At 67.7% G+C, this 24,906-nt stretch carries 24 protein-coding genes and 1 rRNA gene; 23 read left to right on the forward strand and 2 right to left on the reverse strand.

The window, feature by feature from the left end; genetic code table 11:
* Nucleotides 1-38: 38 nt before the first annotated feature.
* The 8 genes from argS to prfA all read left to right on the forward strand — a co-directional run bounded on the left by argS (nt 39) and on the right by prfA (nt 10,378).
* Nucleotides 39-1,691, forward strand: a complete 1,653-nt coding sequence (gene argS / locus M1M07_RS19185) for an arginine--tRNA ligase (RefSeq protein ID WP_248675225.1) — start codon at nt 39-41, stop codon at nt 1,689-1,691.
* The gene (gene lysA, locus M1M07_RS19190) at nt 1,688-3,109 is read left to right on the forward strand and encodes a diaminopimelate decarboxylase (RefSeq protein ID WP_248675226.1); all 1,422 of its coding nucleotides are present in this window, start codon (nt 1,688-1,690) and stop codon (nt 3,107-3,109) included. The genes argS and lysA overlap by 4 nt, the downstream gene beginning before the upstream one ends.
* Nucleotides 3,106-4,431 (forward strand): homoserine dehydrogenase, encoded by a 1,326-nt coding sequence (locus M1M07_RS19195; protein WP_197255219.1) that lies wholly within the window; start codon nt 3,106-3,108, stop codon nt 4,429-4,431. Before lysA ends, M1M07_RS19195 begins: the two co-directional genes overlap by 4 nt.
* Nucleotides 4,428-5,519, forward strand: coding sequence for a threonine synthase (gene thrC / locus M1M07_RS19200; protein ID WP_197255218.1), 1,092 nt, complete (start codon nt 4,428-4,430; stop codon nt 5,517-5,519). The genes M1M07_RS19195 and thrC overlap by 4 nt, the downstream gene beginning before the upstream one ends.
* A gap of 52 nt (nt 5,520-5,571) precedes the next feature.
* A complete protein-coding gene (gene thrB / locus M1M07_RS19205) occupies nt 5,572-6,501 on the forward strand; it encodes a homoserine kinase (protein WP_248675227.1) in 930 nt (309 codons plus the stop codon).
* 342 nt (nt 6,502-6,843) lie between these two features.
* A complete protein-coding gene (rho, locus tag M1M07_RS19210) occupies nt 6,844-8,823 on the forward strand; it encodes a transcription termination factor Rho (protein ID WP_248675228.1) in 1,980 nt (659 codons plus the stop codon).
* Between the two features lie 121 nt (nt 8,824-8,944).
* The gene (gene rpmE / locus M1M07_RS19215; RefSeq protein WP_248675229.1) at nt 8,945-9,178 is read left to right on the forward strand and encodes a 50S ribosomal protein L31; all 234 of its coding nucleotides are present in this window, start codon (nt 8,945-8,947) and stop codon (nt 9,176-9,178) included.
* Nucleotides 9,179-9,298: 120 nt separating this feature from the next.
* Complete coding sequence (gene prfA / locus M1M07_RS19220; RefSeq protein WP_197252044.1) at nt 9,299-10,378, forward strand: peptide chain release factor 1; 1,080 nt, start codon at nt 9,299-9,301, stop codon at nt 10,376-10,378.
* A gap of 54 nt (nt 10,379-10,432) precedes the next feature.
* Here prfA and M1M07_RS19225 read toward each other — a convergent pair whose 3' ends face one another.
* The gene (locus tag M1M07_RS19225; protein ID WP_248675230.1) at nt 10,433-10,879 is read right to left on the reverse strand and encodes a hypothetical protein; all 447 of its coding nucleotides are present in this window, start codon (nt 10,877-10,879) and stop codon (nt 10,433-10,435) included.
* Nucleotides 10,880-11,083: 204 nt separating this feature from the next.
* Here M1M07_RS19225 and prmC point away from each other — a divergent pair, with 204 nt between their 5' ends.
* The 13 genes from prmC to M1M07_RS19290 all read left to right on the forward strand — a co-directional run bounded on the left by prmC (nt 11,084) and on the right by M1M07_RS19290 (nt 22,352).
* Nucleotides 11,084-12,010: a peptide chain release factor N(5)-glutamine methyltransferase gene (gene prmC, locus M1M07_RS19230; protein WP_248675231.1), complete on the forward strand. Its 927-nt coding sequence runs from the start codon at nt 11,084-11,086 to the stop codon at nt 12,008-12,010.
* 49 nt (nt 12,011-12,059) lie between these two features.
* Nucleotides 12,060-12,722, forward strand: coding sequence for an L-threonylcarbamoyladenylate synthase (locus tag M1M07_RS19235; protein WP_197252041.1), 663 nt, complete (start codon nt 12,060-12,062; stop codon nt 12,720-12,722).
* A gap of 19 nt (nt 12,723-12,741) precedes the next feature.
* Complete coding sequence (locus tag M1M07_RS19240) at nt 12,742-13,968, forward strand: MraY family glycosyltransferase (RefSeq protein ID WP_248675232.1); 1,227 nt, start codon at nt 12,742-12,744, stop codon at nt 13,966-13,968.
* 71 nt (nt 13,969-14,039) lie between these two features.
* Nucleotides 14,040-14,453: a hypothetical protein gene (locus tag M1M07_RS19245; RefSeq protein ID WP_197252047.1), complete on the forward strand. Its 414-nt coding sequence runs from the start codon at nt 14,040-14,042 to the stop codon at nt 14,451-14,453.
* Between the two features lie 256 nt (nt 14,454-14,709).
* Complete coding sequence (atpB, locus tag M1M07_RS19250; RefSeq protein ID WP_248675233.1) at nt 14,710-15,558, forward strand: F0F1 ATP synthase subunit A; 849 nt, start codon at nt 14,710-14,712, stop codon at nt 15,556-15,558.
* Between the two features lie 85 nt (nt 15,559-15,643).
* Complete coding sequence (locus tag M1M07_RS19255) at nt 15,644-15,895, forward strand: ATP synthase F0 subunit C (protein ID WP_248675234.1); 252 nt, start codon at nt 15,644-15,646, stop codon at nt 15,893-15,895.
* 11 nt (nt 15,896-15,906) lie between these two features.
* Nucleotides 15,907-16,467: a F0F1 ATP synthase subunit B gene (locus M1M07_RS19260; protein WP_197252040.1), complete on the forward strand. Its 561-nt coding sequence runs from the start codon at nt 15,907-15,909 to the stop codon at nt 16,465-16,467.
* A 5-nt stretch (nt 16,468-16,472) separates the two neighbouring features.
* Nucleotides 16,473-17,309: a F0F1 ATP synthase subunit delta gene (locus M1M07_RS19265; RefSeq protein WP_248675235.1), complete on the forward strand. Its 837-nt coding sequence runs from the start codon at nt 16,473-16,475 to the stop codon at nt 17,307-17,309.
* Between the two features lie 62 nt (nt 17,310-17,371).
* On the forward strand, nt 17,372-19,015 hold the full coding sequence (atpA, locus tag M1M07_RS19270; protein WP_248675236.1) for a F0F1 ATP synthase subunit alpha: 1,644 nt from the start codon (nt 17,372-17,374) through the stop codon (nt 19,013-19,015).
* A 48-nt stretch (nt 19,016-19,063) separates the two neighbouring features.
* A complete protein-coding gene (locus M1M07_RS19275; RefSeq protein WP_197252037.1) occupies nt 19,064-20,047 on the forward strand; it encodes a F0F1 ATP synthase subunit gamma in 984 nt (327 codons plus the stop codon).
* 6 nt (nt 20,048-20,053) lie between these two features.
* Entirely contained in the window at nt 20,054-21,502 is a 1,449-nt protein-coding gene (atpD, locus tag M1M07_RS19280) for a F0F1 ATP synthase subunit beta (protein WP_197252036.1), read from the forward strand.
* Between the two features lie 6 nt (nt 21,503-21,508).
* Nucleotides 21,509-21,874 (forward strand): F0F1 ATP synthase subunit epsilon, encoded by a 366-nt coding sequence (locus tag M1M07_RS19285; RefSeq protein WP_197252035.1) that lies wholly within the window; start codon nt 21,509-21,511, stop codon nt 21,872-21,874.
* Nucleotides 21,875-21,926: 52 nt separating this feature from the next.
* Complete coding sequence (locus tag M1M07_RS19290; protein ID WP_197252034.1) at nt 21,927-22,352, forward strand: DUF2550 domain-containing protein; 426 nt, start codon at nt 21,927-21,929, stop codon at nt 22,350-22,352.
* A 53-nt stretch (nt 22,353-22,405) separates the two neighbouring features.
* On the opposite strand, the gene M1M07_RS19295 is transcribed toward M1M07_RS19290, so the two are convergent.
* Nucleotides 22,406-22,978 (reverse strand): cob(I)yrinic acid a,c-diamide adenosyltransferase, encoded by a 573-nt coding sequence (locus tag M1M07_RS19295; protein ID WP_248675237.1) that lies wholly within the window; start codon nt 22,976-22,978, stop codon nt 22,406-22,408.
* 57 nt (nt 22,979-23,035) lie between these two features.
* On the opposite strand from M1M07_RS19295, the gene murA reads away from it, so the two are divergent.
* Nucleotides 23,036-24,298 (forward strand): UDP-N-acetylglucosamine 1-carboxyvinyltransferase, encoded by a 1,263-nt coding sequence (gene murA / locus M1M07_RS19300; protein WP_248675238.1) that lies wholly within the window; start codon nt 23,036-23,038, stop codon nt 24,296-24,298.
* 539 nt (nt 24,299-24,837) lie between these two features.
* A 16S ribosomal RNA gene (locus tag M1M07_RS19305) occupies nt 24,838-24,906 on the forward strand; the annotation flags it as partial.

Raw genomic sequence — 24,906 nt, forward strand, 5'->3', positions numbered from 1 at the left:
TCGGTGCTCGCAGGGGCCAGCCAATAGGATGAACTCCTGTGACTCCTGCCGACCTTGCCGAATTGCTCCACGGAACCGCTGCGAGGGTGCTCGCCGAGCGTGACCTCGACGTGTCCGTCCTGCCCGAGACCCTCACCGTCGAGCGGCCCCGGAACCCGGAGCACGGCGACTATGCGACCAACGTGGCGATGCAGGTCGCGAAGAAGGCCGGTGTGAACCCGCGCGAGCTCGCAACCTGGCTCGCCGAAGCGCTCACCGCCGCCGACGGCATCGAATCGGCCGAGGTCGCGGGACCGGGCTTCCTCAACATCCGCCTCGCGGCCGACGCGCAGGGCGCGATCGTCGCGAAGGTGCTCACCGAGCTCTCGGCGTACGGCAACTCCGATGCGCTCGCCGGCCGCAAGATCAACCTCGAGTTCGTGTCCGCGAACCCGACCGGCCCGATCCACCTCGGTGGCACCCGCTGGGCCGCGGTCGGCGACGCGCTCGGCCGGATCCTGTCGACGCAGGGCGCCGAGGTCACCCGCGAGTACTACTTCAACGACCACGGCGCGCAGATCGACCGCTTCACGCGGTCGCTGATCGCCGCGGCCGAGGGCGAACCGGCCCCCGAGGACGGCTATGCCGGCGACTACATCGTCGACATCGCCGCCGAGGTGCAGAAGCGTGCGCCCGGCGCGCTCGACCTGCCCGAGGCCGAGCGGCACGAGACGTTCCGGTCCATCGGCGTCGACCTGATGTTCGCGCACATCAAGCGCACGCTGCACGAGTTCGGCGTCGACTTCGACGTGTACTTCCACGAGAACTCGCTGTTCGAATCCGGCGCGGTCGACAAGGCCGTCGAGACGCTCAAGGGCTCCGGCAACCTGTACAACGCCGACGGCGCGTGGTGGCTCAAGAGCACCGACTTCGGCGACGACAAGGACCGCGTCGTCATCAAGTCCGACGGCAACGCCGCCTACATCGCCGGCGACATCGCGTACTTCCAGGACAAGCGCTCGCGCGGCTTCGACCTGTGCATCTACATGCTCGGCGCCGACCACCACGGCTACATCGGCCGGCTCAAGGCCGCCGCGGCCGCATTCGGTGACGACCCCGACACCGTCGAGGTCATGATCGGCCAGATGGTCAACCTCGTGCGCGACGGCCAGGCCGTGAAGATGAGCAAGCGTGCCGGCACCGTCATCACCCTCGACGACCTCGTCGAGGCGATCGGTGTCGACGCCGCCCGCTACGCGCTCGTGCGCTCGTCGGTCGACCAGAGCATCGACATCGACCTCGAGCTGTGGGCGTCGGCCGGCAACGAGAACCCGGTCTACTACGTGCAGTACGCGCACGCCCGCCTCTCGTCGATCGCGCGCAACGCCGCCGACCTCGGTCTCAGCGCCGAGGGCGCGAACCTCGCGCTGCTCACCCACGACCGCGAGGGCGACCTGATCCGCACCATCGGCGAGTACCCGCGCGTCGTCGCGAAGGCCGCGGAACTGCGCGAACCGCACCGGGTCGCACGCTACCTCGAAGAACTCGCCGGCGCCTACCACCGGTTCTACGACGCGTGCCGCATCCTCCCGCAGGGCGACGAGGAGCCCGGAGACCTGCACACCGCGCGGCTCGCGCTGTGCGCAGCGGCCCGTCAGGTTCTCGCCAACGGCCTCGGCCTGCTCGGCGTCAGCGCTCCGGAGCGGATGTGAACGCGCACCCCGCCGGTCCGCGGCACGCGGAGATCCCGCACGCACCGGGCCTGCCCGAACGGCCCACCACCCACGAGGAACTGAACGCGCTGCACCGGCAGGTGTGGCCGCGCGGCACGAGCCGCGGCGACGACGGCGCCGTCCGCATCGCCGGGGTTCCCGTCACCGAACTCGCCGAGAAGTACGGCACCCCGCTGTTCGTGATCGACGAGGACGACTTCCGGTCCCGGTGTCGCGACATCGCCGCGGCGTTCGGGCCCGACACCAAGGTGCACTACGCCTCCAAGGCGTTCCTGTGCACCGAGGTCGCCCGCTGGGTGCAGCAGGAGGGCCTGTGCCTCGACGTCGCCTCCGGCGGTGAACTCGCGGTCGCACTGCACGCCGGGTTCCCCGCCGAGAAGATCGCGATGCACGGCAACAACAAGTCCGTCGCCGAACTGCGCACCGCGGTCGCGGCCGGCGTCGGGCACATCGTGCTCGACTCGATGGCCGAGATCGACCGGCTCGACGCGATCGCCGGGGAAGCCGGGGTCGTGCAGGATGTGCTGATCCGGGTCACCGTCGGTGTCGAGGCGCACACCCATGAGTTCATCTCCACCGCGCACGAGGACCAGAAGTTCGGTCTCTCGCTCGCCGGAGGGGTTGCGATGTCCGCGGTGCGCCGGGTCTTCGAGACCGCCAACCTCCGGCTGGTCGGCCTGCACAGCCACATCGGCTCGCAGATCTTCGACGTCGACGGCTTCGAACTGGCCGCACACCGCGTGATCGGCCTGCTCCGCGACATCGTCGCCGAGTTCGGTGTGGACAAGACGTCCCAGCTGAACATCGTCGACCTCGGCGGTGGACTCGGCATCTCGTACGTGCCGAGCGACGATCCGCCGCCGGTCGAGGAACTCGCCGCGAAGCTCCTCGACATCGTGCGCACCGAATCCGCGCTGGCGGGACTGCCCACCCCGACCCTCGCGGTCGAGCCGGGCCGCGCCATCGCCGGACCGGGCACGATCACCCTCTACGAGGTCGGCACGATCAAGGACGTCGCGGTCGCCGCGGGTCACAGCCGCCGCTACATCAGCGTCGACGGCGGCATGAGCGACAACATCCGCACCTCCCTGTACCAGGCGGAGTACGAGGCCCGGTTGGTCTCCCGCGTCAGCGACGCGGATCCGGTCGTCTCGCGAGTCGTCGGCAAGCACTGTGAGAGCGGTGACATCGTGATCCGCGACACCTGGATGCCCGAGGACGTCCAAGCCGGGGATTTGCTGGCCGTCGCCGCGACCGGTGCATACTGCTATTCGATGTCCAGCAGGTACAACCTGCTGGCCCGTCCCGCCGTCGTGGCGGTCAAGGACGGCGTTTCCCGCGTCATCCTGCGTCGGGAAACCGTGGAAGATCTGCTCAGCTTGGAGGTTACGGAGTGACGACCGAAACGGGGACCAGTCAGGCGCCGCGTCCCGTCGGCGTGGCGGTGCTCGGCCACGGCACCGTGGGCGCCGAGGTCGTCCGCATCATCCGGGACGACGCAGCCGATCTCGAGGCACGCATCGGTGCGCCGCTGGAGCTGCGCGGTGTCGCCGTGCGCACCGTCTCCGAGGACCGCGGCATCCCGGTCGAGCTGCTGACCACCGACGCGGAGGGACTGATCGCGCGCGACGACGTCGACATCGTCGTCGAGGTCATCGGCGGCATCGACCTGCCCCGCAAGCTCGTGCGGACCGCGCTCGACGCCGGCAAGTCCGTGGTCACGGCGAACAAGGCGCTGCTCGCCGAGTACACCGGTGAACTCGCGGAGGCCGCCGAGGCCAAGCACGTCGACCTGTACTTCGAGGCCGCCGTCGCCGGTGCGATCCCGGTGATCCGCCCGCTGACCCAGTCCCTGGCCGGCGACCGCGTCAACCGCGTCATCGGCATCGTCAACGGCACCACCAACTACATCCTGTCGGCGATGGACGAGACCGGAGCCGACTACGCCGAGGCGCTCGCCGAGGCGGGCCGGCTCGGTTACGCCGAGGCCGATCCGACCGCGGACGTCGAGGGCTTCGACGCCGCGTCCAAGGCCGCGATCCTCGCGTCCATCGCCTTCCACACCCGCGTCACCGCCGCCGACGTGTACCGCGAGGGCATCTCGAAGATCACCGCCGCCGACCTGACGTCCGCTCGCGCGCTGAACTGCACCGTCAAGCTCCTCGCGATCTGCGAGCGCATCACCACCGAGGACGGCAAGGACAAGGTTTCGGCGCGGGTCTACCCCGCGCTGGTTCCGCGGGAGCATCCCCTCGCGAGCGTGTCCGGCGCGTTCAACGCCGTCGTCGTCGAGGCGGAGGCGTCGGGCCGCCTGATGTTCTACGGCCAGGGTGCCGGCGGCGCTCCCACCGCGTCCGCGGTGATGGGCGACCTGGTGATGGCCGCGCGCAACCGCGTGCAGGGCGGTCGCGGTCCCCGCGAATCGAAGTACGCCGATCTCGAGATCGCGCCGATGAGCGAGATCATGACCCGCTACTACGTGAACCTGCAGGTCGCGGACCGGGCAGGTGTGCTCTCCGCCGTGGCCGCCGAGTTCGCCAAGCGCGGGGTCAGCATTTCCGCCGTGCGCCAGGAAGGCGCCGGGAACGGTGCGCGCCTGGTGGTGCTCACGCACCGCGCCACCGACGAAGCGTTGTCGAGTACCGTCGCAGCACTCGATGAACTCGAATCCGTAACTGCTGTGACCAGTGTCCTGAGACTGGAGGGATCCGCCGAATGAGCGCGGCCGAGAAGAACATCACCCCCGTGCACACCCCGTGGCCCGGCCTGATCGAGGCGTACCGTTCTCGACTGCCGATCGGTGAGGGCTGGAAGACGGTGACGCTGCGCGAGGGTGGTACGCCGCTGCTCCCGGCACCCCGCCTGTCCGAGATCACCGGCTGCGAGGTCCACGTCAAGGTCGAGGGGCTCAACCCCACCGGTTCCTTCAAGGACCGCGGCATGACGATGGCCGTCACCGAGGCGCTGGCGACCGGCAAGCAGGCGGTGCTGTGCGCCTCCACCGGCAACACCTCTGCGTCGGCTGCCGCGTACGCGTCCCGCGCGGGAATCGGCTGCGCGGTGCTCGTGCCGCAGGGCAAGATCGCCATGGGCAAGCTCGCCCAGGCCGTCATGCACGGCGCCCGGATCGTCCAGGTCGAGGGCAACTTCGACGACTGCCTCGAGCTGGCCCGCAAGACGACCGCCGAGTTCCCGACGATCGGCCTGGTCAACTCCGTCAACCCGGTCCGTATCGAGGGACAGAAGACCGCCGCGTTCGAGATCGTCGACGCGCTCGGCGACGCTCCCGACGTGCACGTGCTCCCGGTGGGCAACGCGGGCAACATCACCGCGTACTGGAAGGGCTACTCCGAGTACTTCGCCGACGGCGTGAGCACCCGCCGTCCCCGCATGCTCGGTGTGCAGGCCGCCGGTGCGGCCCCGCTCGTGCTCGGCCACCCGGTCAAGGATCCCGAGACCATCGCCACCGCGATCCGGATCGGCGCTCCCGCGTCGTGGAACGGTGCGGTCGCCGCGAAGGAGGAGTCGGACGGCGCGTTCCGTGCCGCCACCGACGAGGAGATCCTCGAGGCGTACCACCTGCTCGCGAAGTCCGAGTCGATCTTCGTCGAGCCGGCGTCGGCGGCGTCGATCGCGGGTCTGCTCGCCGCGAGCAAGGAGGGCTGGCTGCCGCGCGGCCTCCGGGTTGTGTGCACCGTCACCGGCAACGGCCTCAAGGACCCGGACACCGCCCTGCGCGACGTTCCCGTGGTGCAGCCGATCCCGGTCGACCCCGTCGCTGTGGCCTCGGCGCTCGAACTGGCCTAGTCCTCGAGCAGACACAGTGACCGCCTCGCCCTCCTCTGTTGGGAATCACGACATGACGCAGACTCTGCCGGTAGGGATCTCGGTGACGGCCCGGGTTCCCGCGTCGAGTGCGAATCTGGGGCCCGGATTCGACTCGCTCGGTCTCGCTCTCGGGTTGTACGACGAGATCACCGTCACCACAACCGGATCCGGTCTCGACGTCCGCGTCGAAGGGGAGGGCGCCGAGGAGGTGCCGTGGGGCCCCACCCACCTGGTGGTGCGTGCGGTCGAACGTGGCCTCGAAGCCGCGGGTGTGTGGGCCGACGGCCTGGAGATCGTGTGCCGCAACGTCATTCCCCATTCGCGGGGTCTGGGGTCCTCGGCGTCCGCCGTCGTCGGCGGGCTCGCCGCGGCGAACGGCCTGGTGCGCAAGGTCGCGCCGGAGCGGGCACTGGACGACGCGCAGCTCGTGCAGCTCTCCTCCGAGTTCGAGGGGCACCCGGACAACGCGTCGGCGAGCGTCCTCGGCGGTGCCGTCGTATCGTGGAGCGAAGCCGGTGTCGACGCCGAGCAGCGTGTCTACCGGGCCGTGAAGCTGGCCGTGGACCCGGCGATCAAGGTCGTCGTGCTGGTCCCGTCGGTCCGCTCGTCGACCGCGCACACCCGCGGACTGCTGCCCGATCTCGTGCCGCATCGCGACGCGTCGTTCAACGTCAGCCGCGCCGCACTGGCGGTGGTCGCGCTGACCCAGCGTCCCGACCTGCTGATGCCCGCGACCGAGGACATGCTGCACCAGGGGCAGCGGGCTCCGGCGCTGCCGCTCACCACCAAGTGGATCGCGCGGCTCCGCGAGGCGGGAATCGCCGCTACGGTGTCCGGAGCCGGACCCACCGTGCTGGCGCTGACGACCGAGCCGTTCCCCGCCGAACTGCGCGCTGCGGCGGAAGCGGACGACCTGACGGTCCTCGAACTCGAGGTCGCCGGCGGGGTCGAGGTGATCTGAGCCTCCTTGCGGGGCCGGGAACACGCCGGGGCGGGATCGCGTTCTTGCTCAACGTACAGTTCGTCGCTATCCTGTGCTTTGTCCGCACGTCGTGCGTTTCAGCCGTCGGCTCTTCAGGATATTGTCTCCAGCTCCATCGGAGCGCCAGATCCTGACCGACCCTCACATGTCCTCGTTCCAGGGGTCAAGGGACTGTAACTGCCGGGGGATGGCGTGATAGCGGACGTGCCGACCGTTCGATCCTGTGAACAGTTAGGCAAATCCCGGATCGGTGCACGAGCTGATCTGTGGGAACGAACCCTCGACTCTGCGTGGCGCGAGTGAGGGAAGGAAAGGATCTCCGTGACCGATACGGATCTGATCGCTACGCCTGTTCTCGACGTCCCGGGGTCATCCGCGGGGGAGCAGGCGGACGATTCTTCGCAGACCTCTTCGCCGCGCGCCGCTGGGCGTCGCGGCGCCGGCCTCTCGGGCATGGTGCTCGCCGAGCTGCGGGCCCTCGCGTCCGAACTCGGCATCAAGGGCACCTCCGGGATGCGTAAAGGCGACCTGATCGCCGCGATCAAGGAACGCCAGGGCGGGGGCGTGTCGAGCGCTCCGGCCGCAGACAAGGCGGCGGTGTCCGAGGCGCCCGCCGAGACCACACGACCGGCGCGGACGCGCCGGACGCGTACGGCCGCACCGGAAAGCGCCGACAACGAGCCGAAGGCCGAGCAGCCGAAGGCCGAAGCTGCCGAGCAGCCGAAGGCCGAGGCTGCCGAGCAGCCGAAGACCCAGGTCGAGGCCGGCGAGCGTCCGCAGGGTGACGGCGAGGTCGAAGCCCCCCGCCGCGGTCGTCAGCGTCGCGGTCGCCGTGGTGCCGAGCAGGCCACCGAACAGGGTGAGCAGGATCGGAAGACCGAGGCTCCGGCCCCGGAGCAGGCCCCCGAGCAGGGTGGACGCGGCGAGGACAAGGGCGAGGGCGACGGCCGCCAGCGGCCTCAGCGCGACCAGGGCGACCGTGCCCAGCGCGAGGATCGCGGCCAGGGCCCGCGCCAGGACCGCGACAACCGCGGTGGCGAGGACGAGGAAGGCGGCCGCGGCCGCCGGGGTCGTCGCTTCCGTGAGCGCCGTCGTGGACGTGACCGCGGTGAGGCGACCGGCACCGATTCGCGCGAGCCCGAGATCCGCGAGGACGACGTCCTGCAGCCCGTCGCAGGCATCCTCGACGTCCTCGACAACTACGCGTTCGTGCGGACCTCCGGCTACCTGGCCGGCCCCAACGACGTGTACGTGTCGATGAACATGGTGCGCAAGAACGGCCTGCGCCGCGGTGACGCGATCACCGGTGCCGTCCGGGTCCCGCGCGAGGGCGAGCAGAGCAACCAGCGGCAGAAGTTCAACCCGCTGGTGCGTCTGGACTCGGTCAACGGCGGTGAGGTCGAGGCGGCGAAGCGTCGCCCCGAGTTCAACAAGCTCACCCCGCTGTACCCGAACCAGCGGCTGCGTCTCGAGACCACGCCGAATGTGCTCACCACCCGCGTGATCGACCTGATCATGCCGATCGGCAAGGGCCAGCGTGCACTCATCGTCTCGCCGCCGAAGGCCGGTAAGACCACGGTGCTGCAGGACATCGCGAACGCGATCTCGACGAACAACCCCGAGTGCTACCTCATGGTCGTTCTCGTCGACGAGCGTCCCGAAGAGGTCACCGACATGCAGCGTTCGGTGAAGGGCGAGGTCATCGCCTCGACGTTCGACCGTCCGCCGTCAGACCACACCTCGGTCGCCGAGCTCGCCATCGAGCGGGCGAAGCGCCTGGTCGAGCAGGGCCGGGACGTCGTGGTGCTGCTCGACTCGATCACCCGTCTCGGGCGCGCGTACAACAACAGCTCGCCGGCATCGGGACGCATCCTGTCCGGTGGTGTCGACTCGACCGCGCTGTACCCGCCGAAGCGGTTCCTCGGTGCTGCCCGCAACATCGAGAACGGCGGTTCGCTCACCATCATCGCGACCGCGATGGTGGAGACCGGTTCGACCGGCGACACCGTGATCTTCGAAGAGTTCAAGGGCACCGGCAACGCCGAGCTCAAGCTCGACCGCAAGATCGCCGAGCGCCGTGTGTTCCCGGCGGTGGATGTCAATCCGTCGGGTACCCGCAAGGACGAGCTGCTCATGAGCCCCGACGAGTTCGCGGTGGTGCACAAGCTGCGCCGCGTGCTCTCCGGACTCGATTCGCACCAGGCGATCGATCTGCTCATCGACCGGCTCAAGAAGTCCAAGAGCAACGTCGAGTTCCTCCTGCAGGTCGCCAAGACCGCGCCCGGGGCGCTCGAGGACTAGAAGCGCGGCCCGGGGAATTTTTTCCCCGGGCAGGCGTTTGGCATAATCGAACAGCTGAGTCCGGTCCCGGTTCACGTCTTCGAACGGCGAAGGCGACCCGGCGGCCATCGAAAGGGACACCATGAAGGCAGGAATCCACCCGAACTACGTGGCGACGACCGTCGTCTGCGGTTGCGGGAACACGTTCGAGACGCGCAGCACCGCCGAGTCCGGCCGGATCACGGTCGAAGTTTGCTCGCAGTGCCACCCGTTCTACACGGGCAAGCAGAAGATCCTCGACACGGGCGGACGCGTTGCCCGCTTCGAGGCTCGCTACGGCAAGCGCGCCCCGAAGAAGGCCGCTGCCGACAGCTAGCAGCCCTGCCGACGCCCGGTTCTGTCATCGTCACAGACCGGGCGTCGGTGTTTTCACAGGCTTTTCCCGTTCGCGTGCACCGACACACGAACAGCACGACAGACAGAGTGGAGCGAACCCATGGCGGGGCAGACCAAGCCGTCGGCCGTCGACGACATCCTGGCCGAACACGCGGGTCTGGAACAGCAGTTGTCCGATCCGGCACTGCACAACGACCCGGCGGCGGCGCGCCGCGTCGGCAAGCGTTTTGCCGAGCTCGCCCCGGTCATGGCGACCTACACGAAGCTGAAGACCGCCCGCGAAGATCTCGAGGCGGCCCGTGAGCTGGCGTCGGACGATTCCGCGTTCGCCGCGGAGGTCCCCGGACTCGAAGAGACCGTCGCCGAACTCGAGAAGACGCTCACCGACCTGCTCGCTCCGCGCGACCCGCACGACGGCGACGACGTCGTCCTCGAGGTGAAGTCGGGGGAGGGCGGCGAGGAATCCGCTCTGTTCGCGGCGGATCTGGCCCGCATGTACACCCGGTACGCCGAGCGTGCCGGCTGGCGTGTCGAGGTCCTCGGTGCCACCTACTCCGATCTCGGTGGCTACAAGGACGCGACGCTGTCGATCAAGTCGAAGACCGACGTGCGCGACGGCGTGTGGTCACGCCTGAAGTTCGAAGGTGGCGTGCACCGCGTGCAGCGCGTGCCGGTCACCGAATCGCAGGGCCGGGTCCACACGTCCGCCGCGGGCGTGTTCATCTACCCCGAGCCGGACGAGGTCGAGGAAGTGCAGATCGACGAAAACGATCTGCGTATCGACGTGTATCGCTCATCGGGCAAGGGCGGCCAGGGTGTCAACACCACCGACTCGGCCGTGCGCATCACCCACCTGCCCACCGGAATCGTCGTGACCTGCCAGAACGAGCGCTCGCAGCTGCAGAACAAGGCTCGCGCCATGCAGGTTCTCGCGGCCCGCCTGCAGGCCGCCGCCGAAGAGGCCGCCGAGGCCGAGGCGTCCGCGGACCGTGCCAGCCAGGTCCGTACCGTCGACCGGTCCGAGCGCATCCGCACCTACAACTTCCCCGAGAACCGCATCACCGATCACCGGATCGGGTTCAAGGCGCACAACCTCGACGCCGTGCTCGACGGCGACCTCGACGCTCTGCTGGACGCGCTGGGGCAGGCCGACCGCGAAGCCCGGCTCGCCGCGGAATAACGGTCGAAGCCGGGCTCGGATCGTCGTCTGCGGTGAGGCCGGATCGGCCACGGCCTATTCGGTTGCGGGACGAGGCGTGGCAGGAACGTCGCTGAGGTCGAAGCCCGGAAGCAGGAAGCAGGACTCGCCGTCGGCGTTCTCGTGGGTGCCCCACACGGCGCTCACCACGAGGCCTTCTCCCGTCTCGACGACGACGGCGGGTTCCTCGTCGTCCACCGGACCCGGGAACGCGTCTGTGCCCTGCTGCAGCGTCGACATGTTGAGCCAGGCGACCTGGCCACCGCCGCTGCCGTCCTGCTCGATCTCGTACTCGATCTCGTCGGTCGCGACATCCTCTTCGTCGACGACCGTCTCGGTGTCCACCGGCCCGATTCCCGCGGGGCATCCGATCGGGATCGGCTGGACATCGATGGGCACGGCACCCGAGAGTGCGGGTGCCGTGAGCGCGGCGGCGCCGGTAGCAGCGAGAATCGTCAATCCGCGAACAGTCCGTGTCTTCACGAGAAATCCTTTCCGTCGACAGAACCGACCCGAAGGTATCGGTCACTGTTCTGTTTCCCGCCCGACACGTTCTTCAATCCGCCGCCGACCGGCCTGCTGCTACCCCTGCCCGGCGGGTCCGAGGGTCGACCCGGAACGGTTACGGTCGTGCCGACCCCGACCTGTCCGTTCTCCGATCGTGACCGGCATGGCAGTCTGTACGCCGTGAATCGTCAACCTCTGCGCCTGGCCATCATCGAGGCGGTGTCGGTGCTCGAGGAAGCGGGTGTGCCGAGCCCCCGCGCGGACGCCGAACTGCTCGCCGCGCACCTGCTCGGAATCGAACGGACCAGGCTGGGCCTGGTGCCGTTGGTCGATGCTGCGATGGTCGATGCCTACCGGGCGATGATCGCCCAGCGCGCCAAGCGAATCCCGCTGCAATACATCACCGGGACCTCGGCGATGGGGGAGATCGACCTCGCCGTGGGACCCGGAGTGTTCGTGCCGCGTCCCGAGACGGAACTGCTGCTCGGCTGGGCACTGGCGTTCCTCGAGAGCTACCCGCGACGGTCCCCGGTCGTGCTCGACCTGTGTACCGGTTCCGGTGCGCTGGCACTGGCGATCGCGCACGCCCGGCCGGACGCGGTCGTCCACGCGGTCGAGCTCGAGCCGAAGGCGCTCGCGTGGGCCCGGCGGAACGCCGAGTACCGGGCGTCGCAGGGCGACACCCCGATCGTGTTGCACCAGGGTGACGTCACCGACCGCGAGCTGCTCACCGAACTCGAAGGCGGCGTCGACTTGATCGTCGCGAACCCGCCCTACATTCCCGAAGGCGCCGAACTCGAGCCCGAGGTCATCGACCACGACCCCCACTCCGCGCTCTTCGGTGGCCCCGACGGGTTGTCGGTCATCAAGCCGATGGTCTCCAACATCGCGCGCTGGTTGCGCATCGGAGGGGCCGTCGCCGTCGAACACGACGACACCAACGGCGCGCAGACCGCAGAGCTGTTCGCCCAGCGCCGGGTGTTCGGCGAGGTCGCCGAACACCCCGATCTGGCGGGGCGGCCGCGATTCGTCGTCGCGATGCGGGTGCCCACGGACGTCGAGGCGCAACGCTCCCGTGCAGCCAAGGGAACCGGAGCGGACGCGTGACGGAACAGGGTGACGTCGGGCACGCAATCGCGGATGGAAGGATGGTCGCGTGAGCACCGTCTACGACTGCAGTAAGCCGGATTCCCGATCAGCAGGCATCAACGCGGCACGTGGTGCCCTCAAGGCGGGCAGGCTCGTCGTGGTGCCGACCGACACCGTCTACGGAATCGCCGCCGACGCCTTCGACGGCGACGCGGTGGCGAGTCTGCTGCGCGCGAAAGGTCGCGGGAGGGACATGCCGGTCCCGGTGCTCGTCGGCTCATGGAACACCATCGACGGCCTGGTCAGCACGGTCCGTCCCGAGGCCCGGGAACTCATCCGGGCGTTCTGGCCGGGCGGGCTCAGCCTCGTGGTGCCCCAGGCGCCGTCACTCGCCTGGGATCTCGGAAACACCCGCGGCACGGTGATGCTGCGGATGCCGCTGCACCCGGTGATCCTCGAACTGCTGCGCGATGTCGGCCCGCTCGCCGTCTCGAGCGCGAACGTCTCCGGGCAGCCGCCCGCCGCGGTCGTCGAGGACGCCCGCCGGCAGCTCGGCGCCTCGGTGAGCGTCTACCTCGACGGCGGACCGTCGGAGCACGCGGTCGCCTCGACCATCGTCGACATGACCTCGGACCGTCCGCGCATCCTCCGCGAGGGCGCCGTGCCGATCGAGGACATCGCGGAGGTGCTGGGCGAGGACCCGGCCCGTCTGCGCCCCGGCGGGGAGTGACGGGCAGGGACCTGCGTAGGTGACTTCCGTCGACACTGCCCTGGTGCTGGCCCAGTCGGGCCGCGGCGCCGGTGTGCCTCTCCGCGAACTGCTGCTGGTGCTGCTCACCGCCGCTGTCGTGACGTTCCTCGCGACCGGGCTCGTCCGGATCGCCGCGATCCGGTTCGGTGCCGTCGCGGCACCCCGCGAACGCGACGTACACGTGATTCCGACGCCCCGGCTCGGTGGCGTCGGCATGTATCTCGGGCTCGTCGCCGGTTTGGTCTTCGCACAGCAATTGCCCGCGCTGACACGGGGATTCGAATACACATCCGACATGAGCGCGGCGCTCGTGGCAGGGTCGATCATCGTCGTCGTCGGCATCATCGACGACCGCTGGGGTCTCGACGCGCTGACGAAGTTCGTCGGTCAGGTCACCGCCGCGGGGGTGCTCGCGGTGATGGGGGTGAGCTGGATCGTCATCTTCGATCCGTTCAGCGGCAACACCCTGGTTCTCGACCAACTGCAGGGCGGTCTCGTCACGGTCGCGGTCGCGGCGGTGATGATCAACGCGATGAACTTCGTCGACGGTCTCGACGGTCTCGCCGCAGGTATCGGGCTCATCGCTGCCGTCGCGATCTGCCTGTTCTCCGTGGGGCTGCTGCACGATCAGGGCGGCGACGTCAGCGCCTACCCGCCGGCGCTGATCGCCGCGGCCCTGGCCGGTGCGTGCCTGGGCTTCCTGCCGCACAACTTCCAGCCGGCCCGGATCTTCATGGGCGACTCGGGATCGATGCTCATCGGACTCATGCTCGCCGCGGTGTCCACGAGCGCCTCCGGCAGGATCCCGCTGGCCGCGTACGGCACCCGCGACCTGCTCGGTCTGCTGTCGCCGCTGCTCCTGGTCGGCGCCGTCATGTTCATCCCGATCCTGGACCTGCTGCTCGCCATCGTGCGGCGCACCCGGGCGGGCGTCAGCCCGTTCAGCCCGGACAAGATGCACCTGCACCACCGTCTGCTGCAGATCGGTCACTCGCATCGGCGCGTCGTGCTGCTCATCTACCTGTGGGTCGGCGTTCTCGCGTTCGGCGCGGTCGGATCCGCCCTCATCGATCGCCGCGCGGTGGTGCTGCTCACCGCGGCGGGATTGGTGTTCGCGCTCGTCGTCACCGCGGTGCCGGCACTGCGTCACAGTGACGCCGAGGCTCACGGTGACGGCCCCGATCCGGTCCACGGGGCCGGGGGAGGCGACGGCGAGGTCGGTTAGGCTTGATACCCGTGACCTCTTCCGATCAGCCTGCTCAGCCACTTCCCGCCCTGCCCGATCCGTCGGCGCCGATGCGCGCGGCCGTCCGGTACGGCGCGCTCGGGTTGGTCGCCCTGACGGTGGTGTCCGCCGTGATCTCCGTGCTCGTCGCGGGAATGCCGGGCCTGTGGGGTGCCTTGATCGGCGCGGCCGTCGGCGGCGGGTTCATCCTGTTCACGGCGCTCGGGGTGCTGCTCACCTCGCGCCTGCCCGCGACGACCGCCGGGGCGGTGCTGCTGGGCACGTGGCTGCTCAAGCTGATCCTGGCGATCGTGGTGATGGCCCTGCTCAAGCCCCTGGACTTCTACAGCAAGGGTGCGCTGGTCCTGACGATCGTGTTCGCTCTGGTGATCGTGCTGGGCGCGGAAACGTACGGCGTGGTGTCGCAGCGGGCGCTGTACGTTGTGCCCGATTCGGGTAATGCGGGGAACGACGAACGGGAGTAGTTGCACTTGTCAATTCCCTACAGCGTCTCTACCCCCCTACGCGTTGTCGTAGATGTGTTGCTAGGGTAATGCCAAGCGAGTTGCGACCAGCCGGTAGTCCTGAGGGACCGTCGCGGTTGTATCTTTGCAGGCGGTCGTGTTCAAATGGCCGCCGAGTCGACGAGAGTCGCCGACACCGACAGACGCGGGGCCGATCCGATCGCCCACAGCAGCTGGCGAATACGCGAGCCGACCTTGTCGACTTGTTGGATCGTCAATGTCCGATCGAACCGCAGACGGCAATGCCTGCGGCCGACTACGGGAGAGAGCGCTGAGCGTCACCACCTTGGCAGCCGGAGAATTCCACGCGCCGTCACTAGCCGATTTCTTTCCACCAGCAGTCCTGTTCGAGGGCACCCCCTTCGAAATGGACCGGCTGATGCTCATCCGCGTCGTCGTCGCCGTCCTGCTTGCGGCGTTCTTCGCGTTCGCTATGCGCAGCCCGAAGATCGTTCCGCGCGGCGTGCAGAACGTCGCCGAGATCATGATCGACTTCGTTCGGATCAACATCGCCGAGGACATCCTCGGTAAGGAACAGGGCCGTCGCTTCCTCCCGGTTCTCGTGACGATCTTCTTCCTCGTCGCCGGGCTGAACCTGACCTCGATCATTCCGTTCCTCAACATCTCGTCGAACGCGCGCATCGGCATGCCTCTCGTGCTGGCCCTGCTCGCGTACGTCGTCTTCAACTACGTGGGCATCAAGAAGTACGGCTTCTTCCGCTACGTCAAGAGCAGCATCGTCATCCCGAACCTGCCGCCCGCGCTCCACATCCTCGTCATCCCGATCGAGTTCGTTTCGACCTTCCTGCTGCGGCCGTTCACGCTGACCATCCGTCTCATGGCCAACATGCTGGCCGGCCACATCATGCTGGTGCTGTTCTTCAGCGCGACCCAGTTCTTCTTCTTCTCGTCCGAGGGCGCGATGAAGCTGTTCGGTATCGGCTCGGTGATCGGTGGCGTCGCGTTCACCTTCTTCGAGTTGCTGGTCATCGTCCTGCAGGCCTACATCTTCTCGCTGCTGACCGCGGTCTACATCGACCTCGCGTTGCACGCCGAAGAGCACTAGCCGAACTGCACCACCACACAACACCACAGACTGACTCGGTTGCCGATCCCCGGGGCCGAGCCACTAGAAAGGGAATGGAACACCAATGAGCGTTGCGCTTCAGGCAGTCGAGATCCTCGCGCAGGAAGAGACCACCTTCAGGGGTCTCGGTGCCGTCGGCTACGGCCTCGCCGCCATCGGCCCGGGCGTCGGCATCGGCATCGTCGTCGGTAAGGCGATCGAGGGCATGGCCCGCCAGCCCGAGATGGCCGGACAGCTGCGCACCACCATGTTCCTCGGTATCGCATTCACCGAGGCCCTCGCGCTGATCGGCATCGTTGCCGGCTTCATCTTCTGATCGTCGCGACCATGGCTGACAGCATCCTGTTGCTCGCGGAGGAGGCGGAGACCCATAATCCGCTCCTGCCCGCGACGTACGACATCGTTTGGTCGCTCGTCGCCCTGATCATCGTCGGTCTCGTCTTCTGGAAGTACGTGCTTCCGCTGTTCCAGAAGGTCCTCGACGAGCGATCGGAGCAGATCGAAGGCGGCATCAAGAAGGCGGAGGAGGCACAGGCGGAAGCCGCTGCCGCGCTCGAGCAGTACCGCGCGCAGCTCGCCGAGGCCCGTACCGAAGCGGCGCAGATCCGCGAAGAGGCCCGTGCCCAGGGCCAGCAGATCATCGCCGACATGAAGGCGCAGGCCCAGGAGGAGAGCGACCGCATCGTCGCTGCCGGCCACGCTCAGCTGCAGGCCCAGCGTCAGCAGATCGTGACCGAACTCCGTGGCGATCTCGGCCGCACCGCCGTCGACCTGTCCGAGAAGATCATCGGTGAGGCTCTCTCCGATGACGTCAAGCGTGCCGGTTCCATCGACCGCTTCCTCAGCGAGCTCGAATCCCTCAGCGCTGACTCTGCATCCGGAAAGTGAGCACCATGTACGCAGCAAGCCGTGAGGCACTCGCTCATACGCGATCCGCGCTGCAGGACGCCTTGGCGTCGAGCACCGCATCCGCTGGTGCGGGTGCCGCGACTGCCGCTGCGGCACAGGCCGGCTCCGATCTGTTCTCGGTGGTCGAGGTGCTCGACGGCCAGCGCACCCTTCGCGGTGCGCTGGCGGACGCCTCGACCCCGGCGGCAGCTCGCCAGGCGCTGGCCGAGCAGGTCTTCGGGGGCAAGGTTTCGGCCGCGGCCCTGGCGACCGTCAAGGCCGCGGTGGGCCAGGACTGGTCGGCGCAGTCCGACCTGACCAACTCGCTCGTTCAGCTCGGCCGCGAGGCCCTGCTGAAGGCGGCGGAAGACCAGAACCAGCTGGACACGGTCGAGGACGAGCTGTTCCGGCTCGGACGGATCGTCGCCGGCAGCGGGGAACTCGAGCAGGCTCTCTCCGACCGCAGCACCCCCGTGCAGGCCAAGCGCGAGCTCCTCTCGCGCCTGCTGTACGGCAAGTGCACGGCGGTCACCGAGGCTCTGGCAGTTCAGGCCGTCGGGCGCCTGAAGAAGGCCCCGGCCGACACGTTCGACGAGCTGTCCGCTCTCGCTGCAACTCAGCGGGACCGCGCGGTCGCCCACGTGCGCAGCGCCGCCCCCCTCAGCCAGGCTCAGACCGAGCGCCTCAGCGCGATTCTGACCCGCACCTACGGGAAGCCTGTGACGGTCCACGTCGAGGTCGATCCCGAGCTCCTCAGTGGATTGGTCGTCCGGGTGGGCGACGAGGTCATCGACGGCACAGCTGCGGGACGACTTGCGGCCGTGCGGAAGAACCTCACGTAGTCCACTACCGAACACACACCTAGAGATCTTTTCGAAGACCAGATACCGAGAGCAGGAAGAACATGGCGGAGCTGACGATCTCCTCCGACGAGATCCGTAGCGCGATTGACAATTACACCGCGAGCTACTCCCCGGAGGCCTCCCGCGAGGAGGTCGGCGTGGTCGTCGACACCAGTGACGGCATCGCGCACATCAGCGGCCTCCCGTCGGCGATGGCCAACGAGCTGCTGGAATTCCCCGGTGGCGTGCTGGGCGTGGCCCTCAACCTCGAGGCCACCGAGATCGGCGCCGTTATCCTCGGCGACTTCCAGGACATTGCTGAGGGCCAGGAAGTCACGCGGACCGGCGACGTTCTGTCGGTGCCGGTCGGCGACGGCTACCTCGGCCGCGTCGTGAACCCGCTGGGTCAGCCGATCGACGGCCTCGGCGAGATCGAGTCCACCGAGAACCGCGCCCTCGAGCTGCAGGCCGCGACCGTGCTGCAGCGCCAGCCGGTCGAGGAGCCGCTGCAGACCGGCATCAAGGCCATCGACGCGATGACCCCGATCGGCCGCGGCCAGCGTCAGCTCGTCATCGGCGACCGCAAGACCGGTAAGACCGCGGTCTGCATCGACGCGATCCTCAACCAGAAGGCCAACTGGGCGACCGGCGACCCGAAGCAGCAGGTCCGCTGCATCTACGTCGCGATCGGCCAGAAGGGTTCGACCATCGCGGGTGTCAAGCAGGCCCTCGAGGAGAACGGCGCGATGGAGTACACCACCATCGTCGCGGCTCCGGCCTCCGACTCCGCCGGCTTCAAGTGGCTGGCCCCCTACACCGGTTCGGCCATCGGCCAGCACTGGATGTACCAGGGCAAGCACGTCCTCGTCGTGTTCGACGACCTGACCAAGCAGGCCGAGGCGTACCGCGCCATCTCGCTGCTGCTGCGTCGCCCGCCGGGACGTGAGGCCTACCCCGGTGACGTGTTCTACCTGCACTCCCGTCTGCTGGAGCGTTCGGCGAAGCTGTCCGACGAGCTCGGCGGCGGTTCGCTGACCGCGCTGCCGATCATCGAGACGAAGGCCAACGACGTGTCGGCCTACATCCCGACGAACGTCATCTCGATCACCGACGGCCAGGTCTTCCTCGAGTCCGACCTGTTCAACAAGGGTGTCCGCCCCGCCATCAACGTCGGTATCTCGGTTTCCCGAGTCGGTGGCGCCGCCCAGACCAAGGGCATGAAGAAGGTGTCCGGTTCGCTGCGTCTGGAGCTCGCGCAGTTCCGTGAGCTCGAAGGCTTCGCCGCCTTCGCGTCGGACCTCGATGCCGCGTCGAAGGCTCAGCTCGAGCGCGGTCAGCGTCTCGTCGAGCTGCTCAAGCAGGACCAGTACGCGCCGATCGCCGTCGAGGACCAGATCGTCTCGATCTTCCTCGCCGGTGAGGGTGTCTTCGACTCCGTTCCGGTCGAGGACGTGCGTCGCTTCGAGACCGAGCTCCTGGAGGATCTGCACCGCAGCGCCGCAGGCGTCTACGAGCAGATCGCCGGCGGCAAGGCGCTGTCCGACGAGTCGATCGAGGCCCTGCACGCCGCGACCGCCAAGTTCAAGGAGGGCTTCATCGCCTCCGACGGCAGCCGCGTCGTGAACGAGGCCGAGGCCGCCCCGCTGGGCGCCGAAGAGGTCGAGCAGGAGCAGGTCTCCGTCAAGCGCACCACCGTTCGCAAGTGAGCGGGGAGACCATGACCGAGCGTCCAGTGAAGGGAGTGTGATCGACGAATGGCTAGCTTGCGTGAGCTGCGCTCGCGGATCAAGTCGGTCAACTCGACCAAGAAGATCACCAAGGCGCAGGAACTGATCGCGACTTCGCGCATCACCAAGGCCCAGGCTCGGGTTGCCGCGTCGAAGCCGTACTCCGAGGAGATCACCAAGGTCCTCTCGGAGCTGGCGAGCGCGTCGGCGTCGTTGGATCACCCCCTGCTCAACGAGCGCGAGAACCCCAAGCGTGCCGCCGTGCTGGTCGTGACCAGCGACCGCGGTATGTGCGGTGGTTACAACTCCAACGTCCTCAAGGAAGCCGAAGAGCTGCGTCAGCTGCTCATCAGCGAGGGCAAGGAGCCGGTGCTGTACGTGCTGGGCGGCAAGGGCCTGGCCTACTACACCTTCCGTGAGCGCCCGGTCGCGGGTGCGTGGACCGGCTTCTCGCAGGCTCCGCGCTACGCGGACGCCGCGAAGGCCAGCCGCCACCTGGTGGAGCTGTTCATGGCTGGGTCCGGTTCCGAGGTTCCCGACCCGAACGGTGTGGGCACCATCGAGGGCGTCGACGAACTGCACATCGTCTACACGCGTTTCGTGTCGATGCTGACGCAGACCCCCGAGGTCCGCCGTATGGCGCCGCTCGAGGTGAGCATCACCGAGGACGAGATCGACCTCGGCGAGGACATGCTGTCCGACGGCCACCGCGCGTCGGGCAACGAAGGACCGCGTGCCGGGTACAACTTCGAGCCGGAGGCCGGGACGCTGCTCGCGGCACTGCTGCCGAAGTACATCAGCACGCGTATCTTCGCGTCGCTGCTGGACGCGGCCGCTTCCGAGTCGGCCGCTCGCCGTACCGCCATGAAGGCCGCGACGGACAACGCCACGGAACTGGTGAACACACTCAGCCGACAGGCCAACCAGGCCCGCCAGGCCCAGATCACCCAGGAAATCAGCGAGATCGTCGGCGGTGCCGGTGCGCTCGCCTCGAGTGCAGGAAGTGACTGAACCACAATGACCGCAGCAGTAACCGACAACAACGCCGGTGCGGCGTCGGCCCTTGCCGGGCGCGTCGTCCGCGTCATCGGCGCCGTCGTCGACGTGGAATTCCCGCGTGGCGCCGTGCCCGAGCTGTTCAACGCCCTCCACGCAGAGGTCACTCTGCCGACCGTGGCGAAGACCCTGACCCTCGAGGTCGCGCAGCACCTGGGTGACAACCTGGTCCGCACGATCTCGATGCAGCCGACCGACGGCCTGGTGCGCGGCACCTCCGTCGTCGACACCGGTCGCCCGATCTCCGTTCCCGTCGGTGACGTCGTCAAGGGCCACGTGTTCAACGCCCTCGGTGACTGCCTCGACGCGCCGGGCACCGGCCGCGACGGCGAGCAGTGGGGCATCCACCGCAAGCCCCCGGCCTTCGACCAGCTCGAGGGCAAGACCGAGATCCTCGAGACCGGTATCAAGGTCATCGACCTGCTGACCCCGTACGTCAAGGGCGGCAAGATCGGTCTGTTCGGTGGCGCCGGTGTCGGCAAGACCGTTCTGATTCAGGAGATGATCACCCGTATCGCGCGTGAGTTCTCCGGCACCTCGGTGTTCGCCGGCGTCGGCGAGCGCACCCGTGAGGGCACCGACCTCCACCTCGAGATGGAGGAGATGGGCGTTCTCCAGGACACGGCCCTCGTGTTCGGCCAGATGGACGAGCCGCCGGGAACGCGTATGCGCGTTGCCCTGTCCGCGCTGACCATGGCGGAGTACTTCCGCGATGTCCAGGGCCAGGACGTGCTGCTGTTCATCGACAACATCTTCCGGTTCACCCAGGCCGGTTCCGAGGTTTCGACCCTGCTCGGTCGTATGCCTTCGGCCGTGGGTTACCAGCCGACGCTGGCCGACGAGATGGGTGAGCTGCAGGAGCGCATCACCTCGACCCGTGGTCGTTCGATCACCTCGCTGCAGGCGATCTACGTCCCCGCCGACGACTACACCGACCCGGCGCCGGCCACGACCTTCGCGCACCTCGATGCGACCACCGAGCTCTCGCGTCCGATCTCGCAGATGGGTATCTACCCCGCTGTGGACCCGCTGACGTCGACCTCGCGCATCCTGGAGCCCGGCATCGTCGGTGCCGAGCACTTCCGCGTCGCCAACGAGGTCAAGCGGATCCTGCAGAAGTACAAGGAACTGCAGGACATCATCGCCATCCTCGGTATGGACGAGCTCTCCGAAGAGGACAAGGTCCTCGTCGGCCGCGCCCGTCGCCTGCAGAAGTTCCTCGGCCAGAACTTCATCGTCGCCGAGAAGTTCACCGGTGAGCCCGGTTCGGTCGTGCCGCTGCGCGACACCATCGAGGCGTTCGACCGCGTCTGCAAGGGCGAGTTCGACCACCTTCCGGAGCAGGCCTTCAACAGCTGCGGTGGACTCGACGACGTCGAGGCCGCAGCCAAGAAGATCGCCGGAAAGTAGTCCGACATGGCTGAGATGACCGTTGACATCGTTGCCGTCGAGCAGCGTGTGTGGTCGGGTTCGGCGAAGCTGGTCTCCGCGCAGACCACCGAAGGCGAGATCGGCATCATGCCCGGACACGAGCCGGTTCTCGGCCAGCTCGTCGAGGGCGGCGTCGTTGCCGTCACGACCGTCGACGGTGAGCGCATCGTCGCTGCCGTGCACGGCGGTTTCCTCTCGGTGACCGCCACGTCGGTGACCGTGCTCGCCGAGGACGCGGACCTCGTTCAGGACATCGACGTGGAGGCCGCCAAGGCGGTCCTCGCCGAGAGCCAGGACGAGGCAGAGATCGCAGCGGCCAAGGGTCGCCTGCGGGCCGTCGAGCGCGCCTGATCGAGAAGAACTACGAGAAGCCGCGACGGAGCCACGAGCAGTGACAATAGGAATGATCGTTCTAGTCATTCTTGTTGTGCTGCTCGCGGGCGCCGTCGCGGCTTTTCTGTACCGTCTTCGCAAACTCCGCGGCGGTGGAACCGCCGCGATCCTGCGGGTCCTGCCCAACAACGCCGGCAACGGCTGGCGGCACGGCATCATCCGGTACGGCGAGAACAATCTCGTCTTCTACAAGCTCTCCAGTCTCCGTCTCGGGCCGGATTCCCGGATCACCCGCCGAGGCGTCGAGGTGCGCGAACGTCGCAAGCCGGAGGGCAACGAGTACGACATCATGACCGAGGACATCGTGATCCTCGAGCTGGCCGACGGCACCGACGTCTTCGAGGTCGCCTTCGACACCGGAGCGCTGACGGCGTTCCTGTCCTGGGTCGAGTCCCGTCCGTCGAATCGGTCGCAGCGCCGCCGCCCCAACACCTGACCCCCGGTGCGCGGTTTTGGTAGCAGCAGCTACCGAAACCGCGCACGAGCAGGTCAGGCGCCGGCGCCCGGCTTCCACAGGACGTCGCCGTCCGGGTTCGCGAGCCGGCCCAGAATGAACAGCAGGTCGGACAGCCGGTTCAGATACTTCGCCGGCAGCACGTTCGTGTCGTCCGGATGCGCATCCACAGCCGCCCACGCCGAGCGTTCCGCCCGCCGCGTGACGGTGCGGGCGGTGTGCAGCAACGCCGCCAGGGGAGTGCCCCCGGGAAGAATGAAGGAGTTCAGCGGCTCGAGTTCCTCGTTGAACTCGTCGCACCATCCTTCGAGGCGATCGATGTAGGCCTGGGTGATCCGCAGCGGCGGATACTTCGGGTTCTCGACAATCGGAGTCGACAGATCCGCGCCCGCGTCGAACAGATCGTTCTGGATCTGCCGCAGGACGGGCACGAAACGCTCGGGCGCATCACCCAGTGCAAGCGCGACGCCGATCGCGGCGTTCGCCTCGTCGCAGTCCGCATACGCAATCAGTCGCGGGTCGTTCTTCGATACTCGGGAAAAGTCACTGAGCCCGGTCGTTCCGTCGTCGCCGGTGCGGGTGTAGATCCTGGTGAGGTGGACAGCCATGGCCGTCACGGTACCGGCTCGGGTGGTATCCCGGAGGCCTCGTTACGCTGTGGCGTTGTGAGTGAACGCTTTCTCGTCACCGGTGGTAGCCGGCTCGTAGGTGAGGTCGTCGTCGGTGGCGCCAAGAACAGTGTTCTGAAGCTGATGGCCGCCGCGTTGCTCGCCGAAGGCACCACCGTCATCACGAATTGCCCCGATATTCTCGACGTTCCCCTGATGGCGGAGGTCCTCCGCGGACTGGGTTGTGTCGTCGAGCTCGAAGGCGACGAGGTTCGCATCACGACGCCCGCGCAGCCGCAGTACCGGGCAGATTTCGCGGCGGTTCGGCAGTTCCGCGCATCGGTATGTGTGCTCGGGCCGCTCGTCGCACGCTGCCGACGGGCCGTCGTCGCACTACCGGGCGGTGACGCGATCGGTTCCCGTCCGCTGGACATGCACCAGACCGGCCTGCGTCTTCTGGGTGCGCACAGCACGATCGAACACGGCTGCGTCGTCGCCGAGGCCGACGACCTGCACGGCGCCACCATTCGCCTGGCGTTCCCGTCGGTGGGTGCCACCGAGAACATACTGATGGCGGCGGTGCTGGCGAAGGGTGAGACCACCATCGACAACGCCGCCCGGGAACCGGAGATCGTCGATCTGTGCAACATGCTCGTGCAGATGGGTGCCCGGATCAGCGGGGCAGGAACGACGACGCTGCGGATCACGGGTGTCCCTTCGTTGGAGCCGACGACGCACCGCTGCATCGGTGACCGGATCGTTGCCGCGACGTGGGGGATCGCCGCCGCCATGACGCAGGGAGACGTCCGGGTTCGCGGCGTCAATCCCAAGCACCTCGCACTCGTGCTCGACAAATTGCGCGCGGCCGGCGCCGCGGTCACCCCCGAGGTCGACGGCTTCAGGGTCGTCCAGAACGACCGGCCCCGGGCGGTCAACTTCGCGACATTGCCCTATCCGGGATTCCCGACCGACCTGCAGCCCATGGCGATCGGGCTCGCCGCGGTCGCCGACGGAACGTCGATGATCACCGAGAACGTGTTCGAAGCGCGGTTCCGGTTCGTCGAGGAGATGGTTCGGCTCGGCGCCGATGCGCGGACCGATGGTCATCACGCAGTGGTTCGGGGAGTCGAGGAACTGTCGAGTGCGCCGGTCTGGTCGTCCGACATCCGGGCAGGTGCGGGTCTCGTCCTCGCCGGCCTGTGCGCGGACGGGGTGACCGAGGTCCACGACGTCTACCACATCGATCGCGGCTATCCGCGGTTCGTGGAGATCATCAAGGAGCTCGGCGGCGGAATCGAACGGGTCGGGACCGATACCTGACGGTGTGCTGCGGGTCACCCGGACGAGATCGGCGCGGACCGCGTCCGACGACCGGCCGTGACCAGGTAAAACGCGGCGCACTAACCTCGTGACCAGGCGATTTGGAAACGACTTGATCCTCCCGTAACTTATTCCAGGTCAGAGCGACACGGACACCGACCCGGACCTGAGGGACCGGGACAACGAGGTTGGACGAAGGCGCCTGAACGATTTCCCCCGACACAAACCTTCTGGTAAGGTTGGTGTCCGCGCCGGAAGCTGAAAGCCTTGGCGGCGACGAACAAGTCACCCCTGAACGAGCGAATGCAAGATTCGTAAGCGATGGTGTGTGCGTGTTCTTTGAGAACTCAACAGTGTGCCGATGAATGTCAGTGCCAAATTTTTTTTGGTGCGACCACTTCACATTTATGTGGGTGGTTGTTGCTGGACATCACATTCTTCCGTCTGTGGTGGTCCAGTGTTTGCTAGTTTGAGTTTTTATGCTAGTGATTTGGCTCGATGTCTATGACTGATTACCCCTTCGGGGGAATCGTGAGTCTTTAACGGAGAGTTTGATCCTGGCTCAGGACGAACGCTGGCGGCGTGCTTAACACATGCAAGTCGAACGA

It is taken from the genome of Rhodococcus sp. HM1 (genome assembly GCF_023218075.1).
Lineage (GTDB): Bacteria > Actinomycetota > Actinomycetes > Mycobacteriales > Mycobacteriaceae > Rhodococcus.

Coding starts and splice junctions, on each gene's coding strand:
- atpD (WP_197252036.1), top strand. CDS start 20,054: ATGACCGCAGCAGTAACCGACAACAACGCCGGTGCGGCGTCGGCCCTT.
- M1M07_RS19255 (WP_248675234.1), top strand. CDS start 15,644: ATGAGCGTTGCGCTTCAGGCAGTCGAGATCCTCGCGCAGGAAGAGACC.
- M1M07_RS19260 (WP_197252040.1), top strand. CDS start 15,907: ATGGCTGACAGCATCCTGTTGCTCGCGGAGGAGGCGGAGACCCATAAT.
- thrB (WP_248675227.1), top strand. CDS start 5,572: ATGACGCAGACTCTGCCGGTAGGGATCTCGGTGACGGCCCGGGTTCCC.
- prfA (WP_197252044.1), top strand. CDS start 9,299: ATGGCGGGGCAGACCAAGCCGTCGGCCGTCGACGACATCCTGGCCGAA.
- rpmE (WP_248675229.1), top strand. CDS start 8,945: ATGAAGGCAGGAATCCACCCGAACTACGTGGCGACGACCGTCGTCTGC.
- M1M07_RS19275 (WP_197252037.1), top strand. CDS start 19,064: ATGGCTAGCTTGCGTGAGCTGCGCTCGCGGATCAAGTCGGTCAACTCG.
- M1M07_RS19285 (WP_197252035.1), top strand. CDS start 21,509: ATGGCTGAGATGACCGTTGACATCGTTGCCGTCGAGCAGCGTGTGTGG.
- M1M07_RS19295 (WP_248675237.1), bottom strand. CDS start 22,978: ATGGCTGTCCACCTCACCAGGATCTACACCCGCACCGGCGACGACGGA.
- thrC (WP_197255218.1), top strand. CDS start 4,428: ATGAGCGCGGCCGAGAAGAACATCACCCCCGTGCACACCCCGTGGCCC.
- M1M07_RS19245 (WP_197252047.1), top strand. CDS start 14,040: ATGCGCGCGGCCGTCCGGTACGGCGCGCTCGGGTTGGTCGCCCTGACG.
- M1M07_RS19290 (WP_197252034.1), top strand. CDS start 21,927: ATGATCGTTCTAGTCATTCTTGTTGTGCTGCTCGCGGGCGCCGTCGCG.
- M1M07_RS19265 (WP_248675235.1), top strand. CDS start 16,473: ATGTACGCAGCAAGCCGTGAGGCACTCGCTCATACGCGATCCGCGCTG.
- atpB (WP_248675233.1), top strand. CDS start 14,710: ATGTCCGATCGAACCGCAGACGGCAATGCCTGCGGCCGACTACGGGAG.
- atpA (WP_248675236.1), top strand. CDS start 17,372: ATGGCGGAGCTGACGATCTCCTCCGACGAGATCCGTAGCGCGATTGAC.